Raw genomic sequence first — 21,676 nt, forward strand, 5'->3', positions numbered from 1 at the left:
TGGTTCCTTAATTTTTGTTCCGTATACTTTCTAAGGAAGAACGAATTAATGTTTCCGATTTTCCTCCCACACGGATGAAAGCAGGTGGTTTGCCTATGGGTGCAGAGACTTGTATTTTTCGATTTCCTTCATAGGTTGTGCCTGTCCAAAAATGTGTCCATTTCCCTCGAGGTAAATACACATCTTGTACAATTTCATTCGATTCCACAACAGGAGCGACGAGTAAGTCATCTCCTAAGAAAAACTGGTATTTGTAATTGAGGAGAATTTTGTCCTCTGGTTCCACTATAGCATTGTGTCTTACAACAGGAAGTCCTGTTTTGGATGCTTCATCCACCAAACTTTGGATATATGGTTTTAAGGCAAAATGGATCCTTGCGATTTTGGCAAAGAGTTGGACTGTATCTTCATCTCCAAGTGATTTGGTTCCATCAGGTTTTGTGTAAGTGTAAACTTGCCAGTTTTTTAGAGGTCTGTTCCCTTCATGTGTACGAAACACTGGGGTAAAAGCAGATACTTCTGCCCATCGGAGTAATAATTCTTTTGTGCGGTGGTAGTTTTTTAAAGGATTGGATATGGTTGTGTAACCTCCAATATCACTATGGTTTAACGCATAACCGCTGATACCCGATGTTGTAAGGCCTACGATAGAAGAAGGTAGGCCATCATTAGTTCCAAAACTTACCATTTGGTCTCCTTCCCAAAAAAGTGTGGAATAGGCATTGGAATAACTATACCCAGCTCTTGTAAAAAAGACAATTTTTCCTTCCATCCCTGCTTCTTTGATGGCTTCACGATTGATCCTTGCCCAGTCCACTGGGTAACGGTTGTGATACACTTTTGCATCCACACCGGAGTGAAGTTTGGCATCATAGGGCAACCATTCTCCGAAGTCGGCCATCCACCCAGAAAGACCCATTCCAATTAAATTCTTTTTGATGAGGTCCTTTGTCCATTTCACAGCGAGTGGATTGGTAAGATCAATGAGGTAAGCGGGAAAACCAACCGTTTGGATGAGGTAATCTTCTCCTTTCGCATTTTTAACAAGATACCCTTTTGTTTTTGCTTCTGTAAGAAGGGGATTCGTAAAATCATCACCAGGTTTTTTAGGATCAGTATCAGCTAAGAAAGAATTGATATAACCTAATACCTGCACGTTTTGGTCATTCATCGATTTAACAAATTTTTTAAAATCTGGATAGAGGTTTTCATCGGCATACCAACGCCATTTGAGTTGGTCACCAAAATTGGTAACACGCCTTCCACACCAGTCTTGGATCCAAAGTGCGGTGACGGGGTTACCAGCATCTTTTGCTTGTTTGACGATAGCAGAAACTTTTTCTGTTCCTCCTTGAACACCTAACCAAGTACCATACGCCCACTCTGGGAGTTTGGGAAAACGACCAGTTTTTTGTGTGTAGGTTTCGATGAGTGATTTGGCAGATGTGCCAAGCCATATGGACCCAGAAATGGATTTTTCAGATTGGAAGTCCCAAAATTCAACTTTGGTTTTTTTAGCATGATCAAAATCAAACTTCGCATAACCACTGTTCTCAAAAAAGACCGATCGATTTTCTGAACTGATATAATGGGGGATTGGGGCATAAGTAGTGTAAGCGTTTCCACCAGCTCCTGCAAGTAAATTGGCTCCTGTGGTGATGGGTTGGTCTCCACGACCAATTCCTTGTTCTTCAGTGAAGAAAAATGGTTTTTTTCCTTTGAACTCATCATAAGTGAATTGTTCCCCGAGTCCAAAAAACTTTTCATCTGGTTGAGACGCATACACAAATTGGATTCGATTTAGGTTTTCATCAGAAACAGTGATTTTGAACTCAATTTCAGTATCAGATTTTGCGACAAAGTTGACTTGGTAATTGGAAGAACAATTTTTCCCTGTTAATTTACCAAGGATGGTAATTTTCCCAACTTCTTTTTTGATGGAATCCACAGTTTGTTCGGAACAAGTCCGTTTGATTGACTCTTCAAATTTAAAAGATGCCATTCGGTATTTGGAAATGGTTTCAATTTCCGAAACAGAGAGGAAAGGTTCATCTAACGACAATTTAATGAAGATTTTGTCAAAGGATGTGTTTTTGAGAACAAGCTCAGTTGGTTTTTGGATCCATTGGATTTGTTTGGAAACTTGGAAGGTTTCTTCCTGAATGGGAGTGGGTGTGAGAACATGAGATGCACATTCTAAAAACAAAAAGAAAAAACATAGGGATAAAAAACGAAAAACCATCGGATCCTCCAAGAGCGAGAGCTTAGTGAACCGATGGTCTTAAGTTACGTAAATCTTTTTTTAGACTTTCTTTCGATCGACTCCGCCTACCCTAGGAGCCGAAGCTTGTGCGCCTTGTTTGGCACCAAAAACGGCAACAGCTTGTTTTGGTAAATTGGACTTACGCCATTCAAACCAAGAACCTTGGTAAGTTGTGACATCAATGTATCCTGCCTCTCGTAACATTAGAGCTAACAAACAGGATCTGGCACCATTGTAATCATAAATGACAGTTGGCCTTTCGGGCATAAATGGAAAACCGTTGAGGCGTTTTTTGAAAAGGGAACGTTCAATGAGGTTGGCTTCTCCATCATACAAATTCCTCCAATCCCAAAGGAAAGCTCCTGGCAAACGGCCACAGAGTGTTCCTTCTTCTGGTGCCGTGAGACGAGGAAGGCGACCTTCGTATTCGTCCATGGTCCTTGCATCGAAGATTTGTAATTTAGTAAGATTGCGTTCCATAAAGGCTTTATCAACGACACCTTCAATTGGTTTTGCTTTATCTGCAACAGGAGGTTCGATTTTGAGTTCTCCTTTTGCTTTTTTACCGTTTGCTGGCCACTTTTGACCAAGAACGTAAGCATCTTTGATTCCCATTCCTCGGAGTAAATACACCATACGAGTGGAAAACATCCCCATTCCTTCATCAAAAACAATGATTCTTGTCTTTTTTGATTTTTGAAACTCTTGGACCACTGCAGCCATTGGGCCATATAATTTTTTTTGGGATTCAGGGTCAGAGCCGAATGCTTTTTTGATAAATGGATAGTAGTAGGCACCTTCTAATGTTTCTTCTTCATATGCTGATTGGGAACGACAATCGATGAGGAAGTCACCAGGTTCTATTTCGGTTTTAAGAAAGTTCCAGTTCAAAAAAGTATTCTCCTATTTCTTACATTACTTTTCCCCCCCTCGAATTTTTGAAAGTCTGAAAACCAAAAAAAAAATTCAAAGCTGGTCTGGGACATAATGAGAAAAGAAATCAATTGTTCGAGAGTTGATTCCGAGGGGTATAGAATCCGATACTAAAGATAGTCGGTAAACCATGAATTGGCATGTTTCAATATCATTCTCAGTCATTTTAAGTCTATTTTCGTTAGCCAATCTATCTGCTGACAAAAATCCAAAAGTTCAATCGTTACAATCATTGAACGATGAAATCATTCAATGGAAACAAGGTAAAATTTCAAAAATCTTCCAACAAAAAATTCGAAATCGTAGTGTTTACCACACAAACGAAGAGAATTGCCAACTGGAGCTGGCATCTAAAATCTCCTCGGTAACTTATTACAGACTCAGTTGCCAAGGAAGTGAAGAACCAATTTTTATCGAATTTTTATCTCAGAATAGAAACAATTTACCTAAAGATGAATTTCGTTTAAAGTCTGTTCAACGAATTGGAAAAAAACAATATTTGGAAATCCAAACAGGACTTAAATATGTTGGATCAAACGCATACGAAAGTGCAAAAACTAATTTTGATGATACAGATTTAGATTACCCACAAAAAAAAGTAAATCAGATTCGTAATGAAAAATCTGCCAACATAACCACTTATAAACCAATTCAAAATCCAAACTTGTTTTATTTTCAATCCATTGCAGAAAATCCCAAGAGACGAAAAGAAGTACCTTCCAATTTAGAAATCTTTTTTGATTCTTCTTGTCCGCTGGAATTTGTAGAAAAAGACCAAAGTTTTTATTGGGATCAGACAGTTTCTTATGTTTTTCGCATCACATGCGTTAAAGATTCCGTCTATCGATTGATACGTGCCCCCTCTGCACCTTCAGGTGAATTGATGGTTTCGAATACCATTTGGAAAGATCCAAAACCAGGAGAACGAGTCTTAGGGAAGGCTCTCCTAAAAAAAATTTCAGAAACTCAAATCATTTGGGAGAAAGTAATTCTGTATTATGAATAAAATCATCTTAATTTGTCTCAGCTTATTTTTATGGAGTGAGACAGTATTTTCACAAACTGAATCAGAACCTGCAGTGGATTCAATATTTCGTTCCGTAGTCCTCATACGGAATGAAGGTTTTAACACTGAGAATAAAACCCAACCATGGATGAAGAAAAATCTTTATACAGGGTTTGGTTCAGGATTGGTATTACCAAACCAAACTATCTTAACCAATGCACATGTAGTTCGTGATGCAAAACGAATTTTAGTGAAGAGTAGTTTCACTAAAAAAGAATACTTAGCAGATGTAAAATTCATTGGTTATGATTGTGACTTGGCATTATTACAAGTGAATGATCCCGATTTTTCGGAACAAACAACATCCTTAAGTCTCTTAGAGGGAATTCCCAATTTAGGATCGGATGTATTGTTATTAGGTTTTCCTAATGGCAATGACAGTTTATCCGTCGAAAAAGGATCCATCTTACGTTTTGAAAAGAATCGGTACACCTATTCTGGGTTAGATTATAGAAATGTATTAAAAATATCAGCAAATATCCAACCTGGGAATTCTGGTGGACCTGCTGTTCAAAATGGAAAGGTTGTTGGCCTCGTATTTCAGATCAGTACATTAGAACAGGGGATTGCGTATTTGATCTCCAATGACATCATCCGTCATTTTTTAGAAGATATTAATGATGGGAAATATGATGGTTTTCCGAATCTAGGATTTACTTTCCAAAATGGAAATCCAAAAAGTTTAAAACAAGCGATGAAAGTTCCTGCTAGTGAAACAGGGATTTTTGTGAATCGAATTTATCCTTCTTCTACATTTTCGAAAGTTTTAAAAGAAAAAGATTTTGTAACTGCAGTGGATGGAATTTCCATTTCAAACGATGGTGAACTCACTTCTTCCAATAAAAAAGAATTCATCATTGATTGGATTGAAGACAAACAATTGAATTCAAAGGTTACGATCAGTTTTTATCGAGCAGGGAAACAAAACCAAGCTGAAGTCAATTTGCAAAAAAACTATGCATTGGAACTCTATCGAGATGGAACGGAAGATTATTTTTTGCAAGCTGGTTTTGTTTTCCAACCAATTACACGATCTTTTTTCCACTCTGAAGATGGTGATTTAGATAGTTCCTTACAATACCACTACAGTTATTTTATCCAAGACCTCCTCTATCGGTATACAACAAGAGATATTGTATTGAGTTACACTTTTAATGATCCGGAAACGTCGAAGTATAAAAAATATAAATACAAAGTTGTAGAGTCGATTAACGGACGAGTTCCAAAAGATTTAAGTGAATTTAAAACCCTTTGGAAAGAAAATAAACGTGGAATGATTGTACTTAAATTTAGAGGAATGGATCTTCCTATTGTATTACGACCTGAATCCATTTACCAAATGAACCAACGAGTTAAAAAAAGATATGGTGCAAATTATGAAGAACTTTAAGTCGATTGTCCTTGTATCATTTTTAATATTGCTAACTTCAAATGTTTTTGCGGAAGAATTCGAAGATAAACGTGTCATTGAAGCAAGGGTAACCTTTCAAAAGATTAGCCACCAAAATCCATGGTTAGTTGGTGAACCATTCAATCGCAAATTAAATATCATACACTTAGGAAAGGGACAATTTTTTGGTGTCACTCTTTCTAAACAAAACCCAGTTTATGCGGAATTTGAATCCTTTGATTATTCCGTACCAAAATTGGCAATCAAAGCTTATGATGGTGAAACTGGATTTATATTATTAGAATCAAAAGGAATGCAGAAATTACCAAAATCTGTAGGTTTGGATTTAAAACTGACAGACAAACATTGTCCCACTGGAAAATCTCGATATGTTTATTTGCCTTTTTCAAAAACTCCAATCAAAGTTTTTATGTTGGATCAGAAAAAAACAGAAGAGTCAGATTTTTTCTTCAAAAATCAATTGTTATGCGGGATTACTATTTCTGATTTTTTGATCCCAACCGAATATGTAGAATTGTTTTTACGATCTGGTGGTAAGTCATTTCCTCACCCAGGATTCTTATTTGATGTGAACCTAACTCCCTCGGAAAAAGAATATTATTCAAAATCAGTTCCAAATCCACTTTTAGTTTCAGAAGTGATTCCTGGAGTTGGGCCTGCTTATAATTTATTCCCTGGAGACTTGGTGACTATGATCAACTCTTTTCCGCTTACGAAAGTAGATGAATGGGACCGTGCTGACAAAATCTTGGATTTGTTATTACGTAAATCCGATGGACATTTGCGAGAATTAGGTGAAACGATCCAACTCAAACTACATCGTAATTTTCAAAGTCTCAGTATTTCTTATGATCTAAGGGCCTATGATTCTAATGATTTTTTAATTCCAGAAGAAGCAAAAGATCGCAGACCATTGTATTTGATTGTAGGGGGATTTTTCTTTACGGAACTTTCCAATGCCTATCTCAAAGAATTTGGTTCGGAATACCGGGTGAAGTCGGAAAAAAAATTAGTATATCTGTCTGATTATTACCAGAAGAAAGTCCACCCAGTGAGGGAAAAAATAGTAATCCTCAGTCGTGTTTTCCCCCTAGAAGGTAACCTAGGATACCAGGACTTCCAAGATTTAGTCTTAGAGAAGGTAAATGGAACTCGCATTAGCTCCCTTAGCCAATTAAAAACTCTATTACAATCAGAAGAGTCCACCTACTACGCGTTTGAATTGTCTGGAGGAAAAATCGCCTTTTTTACAAAAAAGGAGATTCTGGATTTGCAACAAGAGCTTCAGTCTACTTACAAATTGGGACGTTCTTACAACTTGGAAGACTAAAATTCAAAAATAGATTTACAATTGTTAAAGGTAGGACATTCTAACTCACTAAGCCATTCCTTATGAAAATCCTATTTGTTGACGACGAAGAAACAATTCGTGAATTGTTTTGGGAATACTTCAAAGACGAATTTAAAGTTACATTAGCCTCCGACGGGATGGAGGCTCTTGCTATTGCCAACCAAAACACTTTTGATTTAATCATTTCTGATATCAGCTTACCAAAATTAAATGGAATCCAATTCATACAAAAATTAAGGGCCGATGGAAACCAAACTCCCTTTTTAGTCATTACGGGAGACAGTGACATTCAAATTGCTATTGATGTGTTTCGCATGGGAGCCGTTGATTTTTTTCTAAAACCATTCCGAATGGAAGCTCTTCGTTCTCGGATTAAAAAATTTGAAAATGCAGACATTGATCTCACATTACTTTATAATAGTGGTGAGATCACGCAATTCAGTGGTGACTGCAAAATCAAATTAAAACCACAAATTAAAAAGTTAACATCCTATATTGCATTTTTAACCAAACAAATTTTAAATTCTCCACATGCTTCACCTGAAGATTTGATCTCCATAAAAATTGTATTGTATGAATTATTAGCAAATGCAATCGAACATGGAGTTGCAGGTGTGAGTTATGCTGAAAAACAGGAATGTTTAGAGTCTAACCAAGATTATTTTAAGTATGTTGATGAAAGATGTGCGGGTAACAATTCATCCGTTTTTGTAGAATTACTGATGGATGATGTGGGAGTTACAATTGTGATTCGAGATGAAGGGAATGGATTTGCTGTTTCTCAAATTCCCAACCCAATTGAGAATCCAAGTGCCAATTTAGTCAGTGGACGAGGGATTTTTTTAGCAAAAATGAATATTGATTCTATAGTTTATAATGAAAAAGGAAATGAAGTTCGATTTTTTAAAACTTGGAATCGGATTGCTGGAATTGCCAATCAAAACTGAATTCCTAAAGAAACATAAATCCTTACGTATTCTTTGTTAGGTTCTTTTTCGGTAAATGGTTCCGTGATGAGAACTCTATTTTTTCTAGGATCCATTTCTGTATAAGAAAGACTAAATTGGGAAACTAAATTTCCAAAGTCTTTTGCTTGAACACTCAATTTACCAATCACCTCATTTCCTTTTCCTAAAATGGAATCAGATCGGTTTATAAATAGATCACTGCGTATCCAGGAATTCCAATCCCAACCCAACTGAAGTCCAAACATCTGATTTCCTTTGTTTTCAAAATTGGGGTTTGTCGATACTGGACGATCTCGGAACAGAGGTGGATGGACAAAATCTAAGGATTGGTATAGTAAAAAGGAAGAATAACCTCCCATTACTCTTGGTTCGGCGAAACTAGACGCATAACCATTGCTATTTGAATCAATTCTTTCTTTTTCATCTTTTTTGGTGACAAGCCCAGCTAAAGCGAAACTCAATTTTTCATTTTGTGTGTGTAATGAAAAATAACCCAAATACGAATTGGTTGCTATTTTTGACTCAGACCATGGGGAACCAGATGATTTTGATTCTCCTAAAAGCCTGATGGTTGTAAAATCAAACCCCCATGTTTCCAAAAACGGTTTGGACTGGAATTCGATTCCCGAATAAGAATACCTACCTGAGACTTTTTGGCCTGATCCAAGAGTAACGTTTGTATTGTGATTTGGGTCTTCGTATACAAAATGAAATAATCGAAACTCTTCCCAAAAAAGGATTTTTTCTGAGGAGATACGGCCACCATAAATTTCCCTACGGTATCCTGCCCATGGGGGCCCAAACCAATTTTCTAATTCAGGTTTGGCATTTAAACGAATTCCCGTTAGGCGGAAGCCATATTGAGTGTTCAGTGACAAAAAGATGGAATTGGCCATTCCCACAAATACAAATCCATAACGGTCAAGTCGATTGAAACCACGACCAAATTCCATAGACAGTTGGATTTTGGAAATTTCCTTTGTGAAAAGAAAACTAACTTCTGTGTCATATACGGTTCTTACCTCTTTGTTCGTGATGCGAGATTCGCTGAGTATGACACGAGGTGCTACAAAAAATCCAGATGTCCATGTTGATTGGGTGAACGAAAATAATGCTGGAGTAGTCAGAATGCCTTCTGAATGATACCTGTTGGCTTTTTCGGAATCGATTCCACCTTTTTGGGATTGGAATTTGCCTCCTGATACAATGGAAGACTGGAATCCGAATCCATCCTTTTCAGAGGGAATGGGGAGCAAATTTTGGCGTTCTCCCACCTTCACCAATCCAAATTGCCGATTGGCTCTATCATCGTCCCTTACCGAATCAGAATAGGATTGGGCACCAAGGAATTGAAAAAAAGAAAGAATGAGGAAAGAAACAATCCCGATACTAGAAGGGATGAAGAAAATACTTTTGAAATATCGGCATGGATTTCTTCTCATTTTCCCTCTTCTGTTGGTTATTTTCTCTTACAGAGAAGCTGACACTCGTTTTTCCTACGACCTGAGTCGATTTTTTGAAAAAACCGACCATAGTAAAGAAGAGGCAGTCATTGTTTCTTATTTAACACAAAAGGATACATCCAAAATTTCCTTGAGACGTAAAAAGGAATTAGCGAGAGCAATCGTAAGGTTTTCGCAAAAATTACAATTGCCGGATGGTACTTCGTTAGGTGAATATCCACCTGTTCCTTCCTTATTTTTATTAGCTTGGGCAAAAACAAGAACTGAATTACAGCCTATTAATGAGAAAGGGTATGGCATTTTAGCACTTTCAGAATTTTTCGTAAGAGAATTTGAAATGTCATCAGGTGCAAAAATTAATAGGGACTATGACATACAATTGGACTCAATCCAATTTAAGATTGTCATTTTAAAACTCAAAGAGTATTTAGCAGAAGGTAAATCTGTAAAAGACGCATATCAGTTGTTATACAAAAATAATATCGCACCCAATGAATGGGAAATTCTTATCTCAAATTATAAAAAAATCTACGAATACGTTATTTCCGAAAGTAAGCCATAAAATATCCTGTAAGTAATAACCAAGATACAATTTGACCTAAGAATAGAGAAACTGCAGCTCCGTTTGCACCGAAATCAGGGATGATCCAATAGTCAAACAAAGCACCAAATAATAGTCTTAATAAAGCAAGACCTGCGAGCAATCTAGGTAATCCCAAAGCAAATAATGCAGTTCCTAGTGGAGCAAATACCAATTGTAATAAAAAATTGGGATATAGAATTTTAAAAACAGAAATTGAGTTAGTGTACTTTGTACCAAATAACAAAGTTAAAATGGGTTCAGCGAGTAAAATTCCTGGAGCCAAACAGATGGCTATCATTCCGCCTAAAAAAACGGATTTTTTTAGAACAGTTGGGAATTCATCTGTTTCTGCAAGTCTAGCCATTTTTGGATAAATGATAGAGTTAAATGTCGCTAGAATGATGATAAATCCACTAAATAATTGTAAGGCGGTTCCATAGTCGGCAACAATTTCAGGTGGATGGAATTGATTTAAAAAGAAAATTTCCATCCTATCCGATAAAATTGCAAATATGGAAGCTGCGAAAGCCCATAAATTAAAAAGAAGGAGTTTTTTTTCGTTCAATCGGACTTCGGATGGATCTGCTGAAAATGAAATCTCTTCTTTTCCAAAAAAAATAAAAAATAAAAATAAAACAAATATTGGAGCGATACAAAAGATCGCAAGAATATCCATATAAGTTAATGGGTGTTCGTTTGTTTCAGAAAAATAAAAAAGTAAAGCTAATCGAATGATATTTGGAAGGGGATTCCAAAGAGATAATGATCTATATTTTCGATAGGATACAAATAAACTTTCAAAATAAGAAATAAACGATATGATGATTCCGCCAAATAACAAAAGTAAGAGGACTAAATAGTTTTCGTTACTGGTAAAATAAGCAATGATCGTAATGATTGATAAGAATAAAAAAGAATAAAATTTGATTCTAAGAGATGCATTTAAAATGGCACCTGGATTTTCTTTTTTTTCGGCTAAGGGTGAGATGTATTTGATGAGTGCATTGGGTAATCCAAACTCTGCTATCGCAAGTACAACTGGAAGGAATCCTAAAAAGTATTGTAGTTTTCCATTTTCCGCTTTGCTCAACAAATTTACGGAATAAATCATAAACACAAGATTGGTGACTGCTGAAATTGCTTTAGAACTACTAACAAAGAAAGAGTTTTTTAAAACTCCTTCTTTCATAAGTTCGACTTTGAGAAGTTGGAAGATTTTTTTAATTTTTTGCATGTATTAGTTTTGCAAAAACTTTCCTTTTTGAATCTTCTGTAGTACAAGTGGAACTATGCATACCAATGCAAAACCAACCACTAGGTATCGAATGTATCTTAGAAACAAATCATCTTTCCAAATTGTTTTTTTTATCAAAATTCCAGGAATTACATAAAACAATGTTATCACAATTACCAAGATAGAAAGTCTTACAAAAAAAGTTTTCCAAAAAACTGAGAAAACTTCGGAGCCGAATTGAAAATTGATAGTGGGCATACTCCAATTCAAAAATTCTTTTTTGCTAAAACGTGGGTAAAATAAGATTCCAAGCCAAAATCCTCCAAGTGCACCACTTGACATGATCAATCCAACTAAAGTATAATGGTGTTCTTCTGATAGAAAAGGAGAATCTAAGGTAATAGGAGAGAGGGTAATCACAATTCCTAATAATGCTAAAGTACGGTAATGAATCGAATCAATAAAAACTGATTCATTTTTGTTATAATATTTTTTTATTATAAATTGAATTATGATTAAATGTAAAAAACCTACTGCAAATCCCAAAAATACATCACCTAAATAATGAACCTTTACATACATTCTAGTTAGTGGCATTAACAAAATAATGAGAATTGAGACATATCGAAACCAAATATTTTTAAATCTATAAGCTAACATTCCCCAAACGACAGTGGTGGTATAAACATGACCGGAAGGTAATCCGAATGCTTTTTCATCAAACATTTCAGGATATGGAAAAGGTCTCGGACTCTCTAAATAAAATTTCAATAAATACCCCATAATTCCCGAAGTCAGAAGACCTAGAGTTAATTCAAAAGCAAGTTTGGGTCTTATGTATATATAGAGAAATGATATAAGACCAAGGAAAAAACTACTTCCACCCAAATAATGGCAGATGGTCGAAATCGCAAAAAAGATTCCTCCAAGGGATGGGTCCAAGATGTGTAAGGCATCGAGTGGACCTGATGAGAACCATGGGGATGTTTCGGCTAAAAAGAGTTCTTTCATAGGATTTTCCATCTAAGATGAAAATCGAACTTGATTTCATAAAGTTTTATTTTGAAATATGTGATGTTTCTATGGAACCTAACCAAAATCCTGCTGATATTTTAGAAAGTTTGTTTGTGATTCCTCGGGAGGTACCAAAAACCATCCTCCGTAACCTCTTAGAGCTCGTTTATGACGTAAAAGTAGCTGGTTCCGAGAATATTCCTGAATCAGGTGGGGCTCTCATCATCTCCAATCATACCGATTATTTGGACATTCCTGTCCAAGGTGCCTTCGCTGATCGTAAGATTGTTTATTTAGGAAAATATGAACTTTTCCATCCCCAAGAAGAGATTATGGCCATTATCAACCATAAAAACTCACCGTTTCATTACCCACCCCTCAGTCTCACCAAACCTGTGATTGCGATTTTATTGAACTCACTCGGAAGTGTGGTGAAAAAAAATCTAATCAATTGGGGGAGTATGCCCATCATTCGCAATGCCGCGAAAGAGTCAGAAATGGACAAACGAGCTGCGATGGAATACTATGAAAAACTAGAGACTTATATGGTGGACCTCATGAAAGAGGGGGAACTACTTTCCATTTACCCTGAAGGTTCACGTTCCGAAACAGGAGAATTACAATCCTTTCGGGCGATGGCAGCAAAACTAGCGATCCGTGCGGGTGTTCCCATCATACCATCAGGGATTGTGGGTGCGACCAATATGTCCAAACCCAAGGCATTTCTCACTGGGGATGCTTTCAAAACAAAGATTCGGTACCAGATTGGAAAACCCATTCCACCTTCAGAATTTCCGACTGGCCCTGAGAAAAAAGCCGCCAAGGAACTCACCGAAATCTTGGAAAACAAGGTAAGAGAACTGATGAAACAGGCAGAATCCATCCTTTAGTCTCGACTTTTAACGAAAATATGGCATGATCAGAGTAGTTATGTCATTCTCGTCACATTTTCCAATTGAATCCAGGACTATGCTCATAGAACGTTGTTCTCTATGAGCACCGAAATTCTGACATACTCTCCTCAAAACAAAATTCGCTTTGTAACGGCGGCTTCCCTTTTTGACGGACACGATGCTTCCATTAATATCATGCGTAGGATCTTACAACAAAGTGGAGTCGAAGTGATCCACTTGGGCCACAACCGTAGTGTCCAAGAAATTGTCCAATGTGCCATCCAAGAAGATGTCCAAGGAATTGCCATCACCAGTTACCAAGGTGGTCATGTGGAATACTTCCAATATATGATTGATTTGTTAAAAAAAGAAGGTGCAGGCCACATACGGGTGTTTGGTGGTGGTGGTGGAACCATTTTACCTTCTGAAATTCAAATTTTACATCAATACGGTGTCGCTCATATTTATTCACCTGATGAAGGTCGTACCTTAGGACTTCAAGGTATGATTAATGATGTGGTCAAACAATCAGATTTCCCTACTCCATTATCATTTAACGGTGATTTAGCTTCACACATTCAAAAGAAAAACTATTTAGCTTTAGGGCAAGCCATCACACAGATGGAATTTTCTCTTTTACAAGAAAAAACTAAATATTCAATCAATTTGGAATTTCCACCTACTAAAAAAACAATTCCTGTGCTTGGGATTACAGGAACTGGTGGAGCTGGAAAATCATCGTTAACGGATGAACTCGTTCGTCGTTATCTGGACGACTTTCCAAACCAAACCATCGCAATTTTATCGGTAGACCCTTCCAAACGGAAAACAGGTGGCGCACTACTAGGTGATCGTATTCGTATGAATTCGATTTTTAATGAAAGGGTTTACATGCGTTCGTTTGCTACACGAGAAGCAAACATTGCCCTGAACCGTAGTGTCAAAGGGGCTATCCAAATTTTAAAGTCTGCTGGTTATGATCTCATCATTGTGGAAACAGCAGGAATTGGGCAAAGTGATTCTGAAATCACAGAAGTGGCAGATGTTTCTTTGTATGTAATGACACCAGAATATGGTGCTGCCACTCAATTGGAAAAAATTGATATGATCGATTATGCGGATGTCATTGCGATCAATAAATTTGATAAACGTGGTGCCCTTGATGCATTACGAGATGTAAAAAAACAATACCAACGTTCTCGAAATTTATTCAATGATTCCGTCGATAGTATGCCAGTGTTTGGAACTATCGCATCTCAATTCCAAGATGCTGGTACGGATGAATTGTACGCACATTTGATGGGAGTAGTCATTCAAAAATCAAAATTAGATTGGAAATCAAAATACCAAAAAAACCAAGTTGGAAGAGAAGCATCTGTTGTTTTACCTCCAGACCGTGTTCGTTACTTAACAGAAATCAAAGAAGAAATTGATCGAAATGCAGAATGGATCAAAAAAGAATCAGACCTTGCTCGCTCCGCCTACCAACTGAAAGGTGCAATAACCTTACTATCAAAAAAAGGAAAATCAGTTGTAGATTTGGAATCTGAATACCAAACAACTTGGAATTCCTTATCTGTGGATTCGAGAAATACCATAGAAACTTGGTCTGACAAAATTGAATCCTTTCGTAAGGAACAATATTCTTACTTTGTCCGTGGCAAAGAAATCAAAGTTGATAATTATACTGTATCGTTAAGCCATCTTAAGATTCCAAAAATTGCTACTCCACGATTTGTGGATTGGGGTGATATTTTAGAATGGTCTTACCAAGAAAACTTTCCAGGTTTTTTCCCTTACACAGCAGGAGTGTATCCGTATAAACGGAGTGGAGAAGATCCAACTCGTATGTTTGCAGGAGAAGGTGGACCAGAACGAACCAATCGAAGGTTCCATTATTTGAGTTCGGGAATGCCCGCCAAACGTCTGTCAACTGCCTTTGATTCGGTGACATTGTATGGAGAGGATCCAGACATTCGACCTGATATATATGGAAAAATTGGAAACTCTGGTGTCAATGTGGCAACATTAGACGATGCAAAAAAACTGTATTCAGGTTTTGATCTTTGTGATCCTTCTACTTCTGTATCCATGACGATTAACGGACCTGCGCCTATGGTCCTTGCTTTTTTTCTAAATGCAGCTATTGACCAGGCATGTGAAAAGTACATTCGATCGGAAGGAAAAACCGGAGAAGTTACATCCAAAATCAAATCTATATTTGATTCAAAAGGATTACCTGTTCCAAGGTTTGATGGAAACTTACCAGAAACAAATAATGGTTTGGGATTACTCTTACTTGGAGTTACGGGAGATGAAGTCCTTCCAAAAGATACTTATGAAAAATTAAAAAAAGATGCTCTTTCCCAAGTGAGAGGAACTGTTCAAGCAGACATTCTTAAAGAAGACCAAGCCCAAAACACATGTATCTTTTCGACTGAATTTGCGTTAAAAATGATGGGTGATATCCAACACCATTTTATACAAAACCAAGTTCGAAATTTTTATTCCGTTTCCATCAGTGGTTACCACATAGCAGAGGCAGGTGCCAATCCAATCACACAGGTTGCCTTTACTCTTTCAAATGGATTTACTTATGTGGAATATTATCTTAGCCGAGGGATGGACATCAATGACTTTGCTCCAAACTTGTCCTTCTTCTTTTCCAATGGAATTGATCCTGAGTATTCGGTGATTGGTCGTGTGGCTCGTCGGATTTGGGCAAAAGCAATGAAGTTCAAATACAAGGCAAATGAACGTTCACAGATGTTAAAGTATCACATTCAAACGTCAGGAAGGTCACTTCACTCTCAAGAGATTGACTTTAATGATATTAGAACCACATTGCAAGCATTATATGCAATTTATGATAATTGCAATTCTCTTCATACCAATGCTTATGATGAAGCAATTACAACACCTACAGAAGAATCGGTACGACGAGCAGTTGCTATCCAACTTATCATCAATCGTGAGTTAGGTCTTGCTAAAAATGAAAATCCATTACAAGGAGCCTTCATCATTGAAGAACTTACCAATTTAGTTGAAGAGGCAATTCTCGCCGAATTCAATCGATTGACAGAACGTGGAGGAGTGCTCGGTGCAATGGAAAGAATGTACCAAAGGAATAAAATCCAAGAAGAGTCCCTCCACTATGAAACTTTAAAACATACCGGTGAATATCCAATTATCGGAGTGAATACTTTCCTCAATCGAAATGGTTCCCCAACAGTGATTCCTGGGGAAGTGATCCGTTCGACAGATGAGGAGAAACAACAACAAATTGGCAATTTAAAGGCATTTCAAAAAGCAAATATTGGCAAAACGGAATCCGCGATCACAAAATTAAAACAAGTAGCTCGTGCCAAAGAAAATATCTTTCAAGAGTTACTAGAAACGGTGAAAGTGGCGTCTTTAGGGCAGATCTCACATGCGTTGTATGAAGTGGGAGGTCAGTACCGCCGCAATATGTAAAAGGTTGGGGTAGAAAAAATCTACCCTTGGTAATGTTATGATTTCTTGGGATTTGATTAAAAAACACAAATTGGGAATTCCTCTTTTATGGGACATCACAATGGTGTTTGTTGTCCTAGGAAATTTGGCTCTTATCATATTTGATCTGAGTTATTTAAGCTTAAGGCCATTTTATTTTCATAAATTCCCAGAAATCCTTTCCATGTATGACAAACCCATTTTAGGGATTGAACCACATCGAACTACAACAGCTTACACTGATTTGGTGGATGATCTTAAATACCTAACTCAATTACGAGATGATGAGTTTCGAGAAAACCAAAGAAAAAACACGAGAGAAGAAATTTATAAAGTCCTAACAACTCTTAAAACACAAGTTGCCAATGAAAAATTTGATTCACTTTATATGGGTTTTGAAGCGGCACTTCAAATTGATGATATCCAATTACGACGAAAAAAAGTAGAAGAGATTCTTCTTCAATTGAATGACTTCTTTAGTGTGATGGAAGAGACAGATGAAATCACAACTTTAAGTGAACTTTCTGAAAAATATGCTTTTATCAATCGTTTGAGTATTGAGACCAATGAATCAAAAGAAATTTTGTCGATATTCCAGAAAATGGACAAACGAATGTTAGAGATTGTGGAAAACAATCCTTTTGCCATGTCTGGACAAACCCAATTTCTTTTGGATATCCAATCAAAAATTAAAAATGAATACCAAACACATAAAACAAAAGCAAGAGATTTAAAACTAAGACAAGAATTGGACCCAATTTTAAATCGGGATCGAATTCCATCAACAGTTGTTGCTTTTGCATGGTTTTGGAGAGACCAAAATCGATCATTAGAACAGAAAATTGAATTTTTTAATGCAAACTTTCGAGAATACTTTGCACTCAATTATTACCGAGCAATTTCTTCGGATGGAACTCCAGTTAACAACTATTTACTGTTAGATGCACCTTTTTTATTTTTCTTTTTGGCGGAGTTTATACTCAGTTGGTTGTTAGCCATGAAAAACAAAACTTACATAGCTTGGTTTTTGTATCCCATTTACCATTGGTATGACGTTTTGGGACTTATTCCAATCGTAGAATTTCGTTTTTTCCGTTTGGTTCGTGTTTATAAAATTTATTTAATGTTACAAACCAATCAATTCACTAAAATATTGGGAAATGATTTGATTAGCAAAACATTACGTTATTATTCAAATATCATTAAAGAAGAGATTTCTGACATTGTTACGATTCAAATTTTAACAGAAACTCAAAACGAAGTTCGCTCAGGAAATTCTCTTGATCAATTGGTAAATGCCATCGACCAAAACCGAGCAGAGTTAAAAAAAGTAGCCCTTAAAAATATAGCGCAGTCAGCACAAAATCCAAATTTACAAGCGTTGATTCAAAATTTAGTAACAGAAGTCTCGGAAAGAGTATCCGCTAATATGAAACCCATTTCTTTACTTCCAAAAGAAATGCAAGCTAACCTTACAAAACAAATTAGTTTGACCATTTATTCTGCGGTTTCACAAGCAACAGTTGCGATGGCGACTGATCCATCAGGTCGAAAATCCATAGAGAACCTAATTGATTATATGATTGATGAAATGATCCTTGTTGCACAAGACCCAGACATGGTAAAACTCAATACCAATATTTCTGTCGCTCTCATTGAAAACATGAAGAAATCCATTGGAGAGAAAAAATGGCTTAAATCTGAAATTGGAAGTAGTTAAATCCGTTTTTAGATTTTAGAACTGGAACATTTCTTTCATTTTTCGAACAGCGTTTTCACCAAAAAAAATGTCTTGTTTTCTTTCGGAAACTAGATGGAATCAATCCACTTTGGTATTTCTGGTAAAGATATTTCTATCCTTGGCCTTAGGGTCAATTGTAGGAGGAGAAATCATGGCGAATCCAAATCCAGTGGAGACAAAAAATCAAATTGAATCTACGGATGAAAATTCGAATCCATCTACACACTCTACTCAACTGAAAAATAAAAAACTGAATACGAAGACCAATTCGAAATTGTCTTCCGCACTTCCCTCTAAAAAAAGAAACCGAAAAGTAACGATAAAACAAAATGTGAATGTGAAACAGAAAAACGGATCTAAACAGATACCATCACTTCACACAAATTTGAAAAACCATAAGGGAAATTGGAAACCAATGGATTTGGTTTGGGAAGAGACTTCTGGAGCCCTGGCACCCGAATATCGCTATGCAAAACAATTCCATCTGCGGACAGACTCCAAAACAATTCTCTTAACCCGAAAAATTGTGAAGAATGGGAGACTTCAGTTAGAAGAAACGAAAGAAATATCTTCTATTCAATATGAAAAATGGATGAATCGTTTTTTAGAAATGGGTATTTCACAATTCCCATATGAAGAGATTCCTGAAGAACAAATCACTGGGATCAGTTATAATTTTGTAGAATTTCAATTTGGCTCCACCAAATCAAAGTTTTATTATCGATTAGAAGAAATTCACCAACCTGACTGGGTGCAAAAAAAGAACATTATAAAGTATATAGAAAGGATGAAACCATGAATCTGAAAATAAAATCATTAATACTCGGAGTTGTATTTTTCTCATTCCATACAACTTTCGCCGATGAGTTTGACCCAAGTAGTGTCCGTTCGCCTGGTTGTAAACCTGGAACCTTTTCTTGTGGTTACATCCCCAGTCCAAAAGAAGTACAAGATACAATTCCTCTCAAACGCGATTTTAATTCGTTCGAAGACTTACCAAGTTCAATTGACTTATCATCCCAAATGCCTCCTGTAGGAAACCAAGGAAGGCAAAATAGTTGTGTTGCATGGGCTACAGGTTATGCGATCAAATCATATCTATTAAAAAATAAAGGCCAAAGCACTGAGTATGATCCACCTTTTGCTGGTGGAAAAGGAAACTTTGTGTTTTCACCAGCTTTTATTTACAACCAACAAAATGGAGGAGAAGACAAAGGATTATACTATTACAAAACTATGGAATTCTTAAAATCCAATGGTGTTGCACCTTGGAGTAGTATGCCTTATACAGACAAAGATTATTTGGCACAACCAACACAAGAATCTAAACAAGAAGCTCTCAAATATAAAATAAAATCTTTCTCTCGGTTGAATTTCAAAAATCCAGACGAAATCAAGCGCGTATTAGCTGGTAAGAATGTTGTAATGGTCGGTATGATCATCGATGATGCTTTTTATAAATTGAAAGGTGCAACGGTTTATGATGCGAATAGTGGCCAAAGTTATGGTGGCCATGCCATGACAATTGTTGGATATGATGATAATAAAAAATCTAAATCGGGCAAAAAAGGAGCATTTAAACTACAAAACTCATGGGGAACAAACTGGGGTGATAATGGATTTGGATGGGTATCTTATTCGATGTTAGCCAAAGTTGGCCAAGAAACATACGCCATTATAGATGAACCAGCAACACAGAATACACCTACACCAGTTGTGAGTGTCAATCCTGCTAAAAAACCTATTTTAGCTCCGACTGAAATCAAAGTTTCAAAAGGTGACTTTGATAATAAAATTCTACTGACTTGGAAACACCAAGAATCTGCAGTCGCTTACCTAATTCAAAGAAAGGAAGAATCCGATTTTTATGACTTAGCATATTCAGACAAACCAAGTTATACCGACTTATCTGTATCACCAAACTCTACTTATGCGTATCGAATTTTAGCTATTGGAGCTGAAGATGTTTCAGTTGCATCATTAGAAGTAGAGGGATTTACATCGTTGGAACCATCACAAGATGGAAATTTGACCCAAGTTGTTGGACTTAGCGGAGTTGTTTTTGCGAGCGGAAATACAACAAGTGTCCAGCTGGTTTGGTCAGAAATCGATGGTGTCACAAACTATACAATTGCTAAATCAGATTCGACATTTAAATGGAAAACCATTGGGACAAGTAAATCACCAGATTATGTTGATAACTCACCTAAATCAGGAGAAGTGAATTATTACCGTGTAAATGCTGTAATCAATTCCAAACAATCATCAGATTGGAGTGATTCCATTGCCGTTGAAGTAGCAAACCAATCTTCATTACCAAACCAAGTAAGTAAGTTGTCTGCATCAAACGGAGATTATGCAAACAAAATCCAGTTAAATTGGAAAGCTGCTCCTGGAGCTAAAAATTATTTTTTATTTCGATTTGATGAGAATGCAGAACCTTCAGGCCAATTTGAAGTATCGGGTACTTCTTATACAGATTCAGATACAACCATTCAAAATGGAAAATCATTTCTATATACAGTTATTTCTGCAAATGACTTAGGTTATGCGGAACCTAGTGAAGTTGCTTTTGGAAAAACAGACCCTGGATTAACAAAACGTGCAGGTGGTGTAACACTTCCCGCTCCAAAACAATTGATCACAAACCCAGTTGGAAAAGATAAAATGGTTAGTTTGAAGTGGGACTCGGTAAAGGATAGTTTTGAATATTATATCTATCGAAAACCCATCCAAAATGGTAAACCCGGCAATTTGGAATTTGTATCAAGTGTGGAATCTAAAAAGACAAGTTTTTCAGAAGTGTTTCCTGGAAAATCGGGAGATCTCTTCTTATACACAGTGCGATCCAAATCAGAATTTGGTGCTGAATCCAATGATTCTAATTTTGTTTCGGTTTTTTGGAATGAACCAAAATCCGTTGTAAAAAAGAGAGCAATGTCTCTTGAGGAATTGCCAAATCAATTTACTGGAAAATGGACTTCTATGTATTGGAATCCAAAATTAGGCCCACAGAACTTACAGATGGAAATCACTGGTAACGGACAAGATTTTATCGCAAAACTAAAGTTAAATGATAAAGAAATCAAACAATTTTCTGGATTTTGGACACCTGGAAGTAAAATGATCAAAACAAAAGGATTTAGTTTAGAACTTTCCAATCTATTGGAAGGTAATTCGTTAGTTCAGTTCCAATCCATTAAAGAAATTGAAAATGGAATGGAACTGAGTTTCGAAAAAGAAAATTAATCGAGTCAATTCTCT

The 21,676-nt window shown here is 36.5% G+C and carries 15 protein-coding genes; 10 read left to right on the forward strand and 5 right to left on the reverse strand.

Annotated elements, in window-relative coordinates; translation table 11 throughout:
• Positions 1–7: 7 nt before the first annotated feature.
• Positions 8–2,242 carry an alpha-glucosidase gene (locus DI076_RS15060; RefSeq protein WP_108960572.1) on the reverse strand — a complete coding sequence of 745 codons (2,235 nt, stop codon included), beginning with the start codon at positions 2,240–2,242 and terminating at the stop codon, positions 8–10.
• A gap of 60 nt (positions 2,243–2,302) precedes the next feature.
• Positions 2,303–3,154 (reverse strand): sulfurtransferase, encoded by an 852-nt coding sequence (locus tag DI076_RS15065; protein ID WP_108960573.1) that lies wholly within the window; start codon positions 3,152–3,154, stop codon positions 2,303–2,305.
• A gap of 172 nt (positions 3,155–3,326) precedes the next feature.
• Between DI076_RS15065 and DI076_RS15070 the strand changes: the two genes are divergently transcribed.
• From DI076_RS15070 to DI076_RS15085, 4 genes are all read left to right on the forward strand, one after another.
• The gene (locus DI076_RS15070) at positions 3,327–4,202 is read left to right on the forward strand and encodes an LIC11113 family protein (protein ID WP_108960574.1); all 876 of its coding nucleotides are present in this window, start codon (positions 3,327–3,329) and stop codon (positions 4,200–4,202) included.
• The gene (locus DI076_RS15075) at positions 4,195–5,652 is read left to right on the forward strand and encodes a S1C family serine protease (protein ID WP_108960575.1); all 1,458 of its coding nucleotides are present in this window, start codon (positions 4,195–4,197) and stop codon (positions 5,650–5,652) included. The genes DI076_RS15070 and DI076_RS15075 overlap by 8 nt, the downstream gene beginning before the upstream one ends.
• Positions 5,639–7,003: a PDZ domain-containing protein gene (locus DI076_RS15080; RefSeq protein ID WP_108961002.1), complete on the forward strand. Its 1,365-nt coding sequence runs from the start codon at positions 5,639–5,641 to the stop codon at positions 7,001–7,003. Before DI076_RS15075 ends, DI076_RS15080 begins: the two co-directional genes overlap by 14 nt.
• 62 nt (positions 7,004–7,065) lie before the next feature.
• Positions 7,066–7,971, forward strand: coding sequence for an ATP-binding protein (locus DI076_RS15085; RefSeq protein WP_108960576.1), 906 nt, complete (start codon positions 7,066–7,068; stop codon positions 7,969–7,971).
• Here DI076_RS15085 and DI076_RS15090 read toward each other — a convergent pair.
• Entirely contained in the window at positions 7,962–9,434 is a 1,473-nt protein-coding gene (locus DI076_RS15090; RefSeq protein WP_174705062.1) for a hypothetical protein, read from the reverse strand. The two genes, DI076_RS15085 and DI076_RS15090, sit on opposite strands and share 10 nt — an antisense overlap.
• Here DI076_RS15090 and DI076_RS15095 point away from each other — a divergent pair.
• Positions 9,391–10,017, forward strand: a complete 627-nt coding sequence (locus DI076_RS15095) for a hypothetical protein (RefSeq protein WP_108960577.1) — start codon at positions 9,391–9,393, stop codon at positions 10,015–10,017. The genes DI076_RS15090 and DI076_RS15095 overlap by 44 nt on opposite strands.
• On the opposite strand, the gene DI076_RS15100 is transcribed toward DI076_RS15095, so the two are convergent.
• Both DI076_RS15100 and DI076_RS15105 read right to left on the reverse strand, forming a co-directional pair.
• A complete protein-coding gene (locus tag DI076_RS15100) occupies positions 9,995–11,272 on the reverse strand; it encodes an oligosaccharide flippase family protein (RefSeq protein WP_108960578.1) in 1,278 nt (425 codons plus the stop codon). The two genes, DI076_RS15095 and DI076_RS15100, sit on opposite strands and share 23 nt — an antisense overlap.
• 3 nt (positions 11,273–11,275) lie before the next feature.
• Positions 11,276–12,283 (reverse strand): phosphatase PAP2 family protein, encoded by a 1,008-nt coding sequence (locus tag DI076_RS15105; RefSeq protein ID WP_108960579.1) that lies wholly within the window; start codon positions 12,281–12,283, stop codon positions 11,276–11,278.
• 71 nt (positions 12,284–12,354) lie between these two features.
• Here DI076_RS15105 and DI076_RS15110 point away from each other — a divergent pair, with 71 nt between their 5' ends.
• The 5 genes from DI076_RS15110 (at position 12,355) to DI076_RS15130 (ending at position 21,661) form a co-directional block, all read left to right on the forward strand.
• A complete protein-coding gene (locus tag DI076_RS15110; RefSeq protein ID WP_174705090.1) occupies positions 12,355–13,176 on the forward strand; it encodes a lysophospholipid acyltransferase family protein in 822 nt (273 codons plus the stop codon).
• 102 nt (positions 13,177–13,278) lie between these two features.
• Positions 13,279–16,653, forward strand: coding sequence for a methylmalonyl-CoA mutase family protein (locus DI076_RS15115; protein WP_108960581.1), 3,375 nt, complete (start codon positions 13,279–13,281; stop codon positions 16,651–16,653).
• 37 nt (positions 16,654–16,690) lie between these two features.
• The gene (locus DI076_RS15120) at positions 16,691–18,391 is read left to right on the forward strand and encodes a hypothetical protein (RefSeq protein WP_108960582.1); all 1,701 of its coding nucleotides are present in this window, start codon (positions 16,691–16,693) and stop codon (positions 18,389–18,391) included.
• A gap of 172 nt (positions 18,392–18,563) precedes the next feature.
• Positions 18,564–19,211: a hypothetical protein gene (locus DI076_RS20355; protein ID WP_245918454.1), complete on the forward strand. Its 648-nt coding sequence runs from the start codon at positions 18,564–18,566 to the stop codon at positions 19,209–19,211.
• Positions 19,208–21,661, forward strand: coding sequence for a C1 family peptidase (locus DI076_RS15130; RefSeq protein ID WP_108960583.1), 2,454 nt, complete (start codon positions 19,208–19,210; stop codon positions 21,659–21,661). The genes DI076_RS20355 and DI076_RS15130 overlap by 4 nt, the downstream gene beginning before the upstream one ends.
• The last annotated feature ends 15 nt before the right edge of the window (positions 21,662–21,676 follow it).

Source organism: Leptospira ellinghausenii, assembly GCF_003114815.1.
In the GTDB taxonomy this organism is placed as follows: Bacteria; Spirochaetota; Leptospiria; order Leptospirales; family Leptospiraceae; genus Leptospira_A; species Leptospira_A ellinghausenii.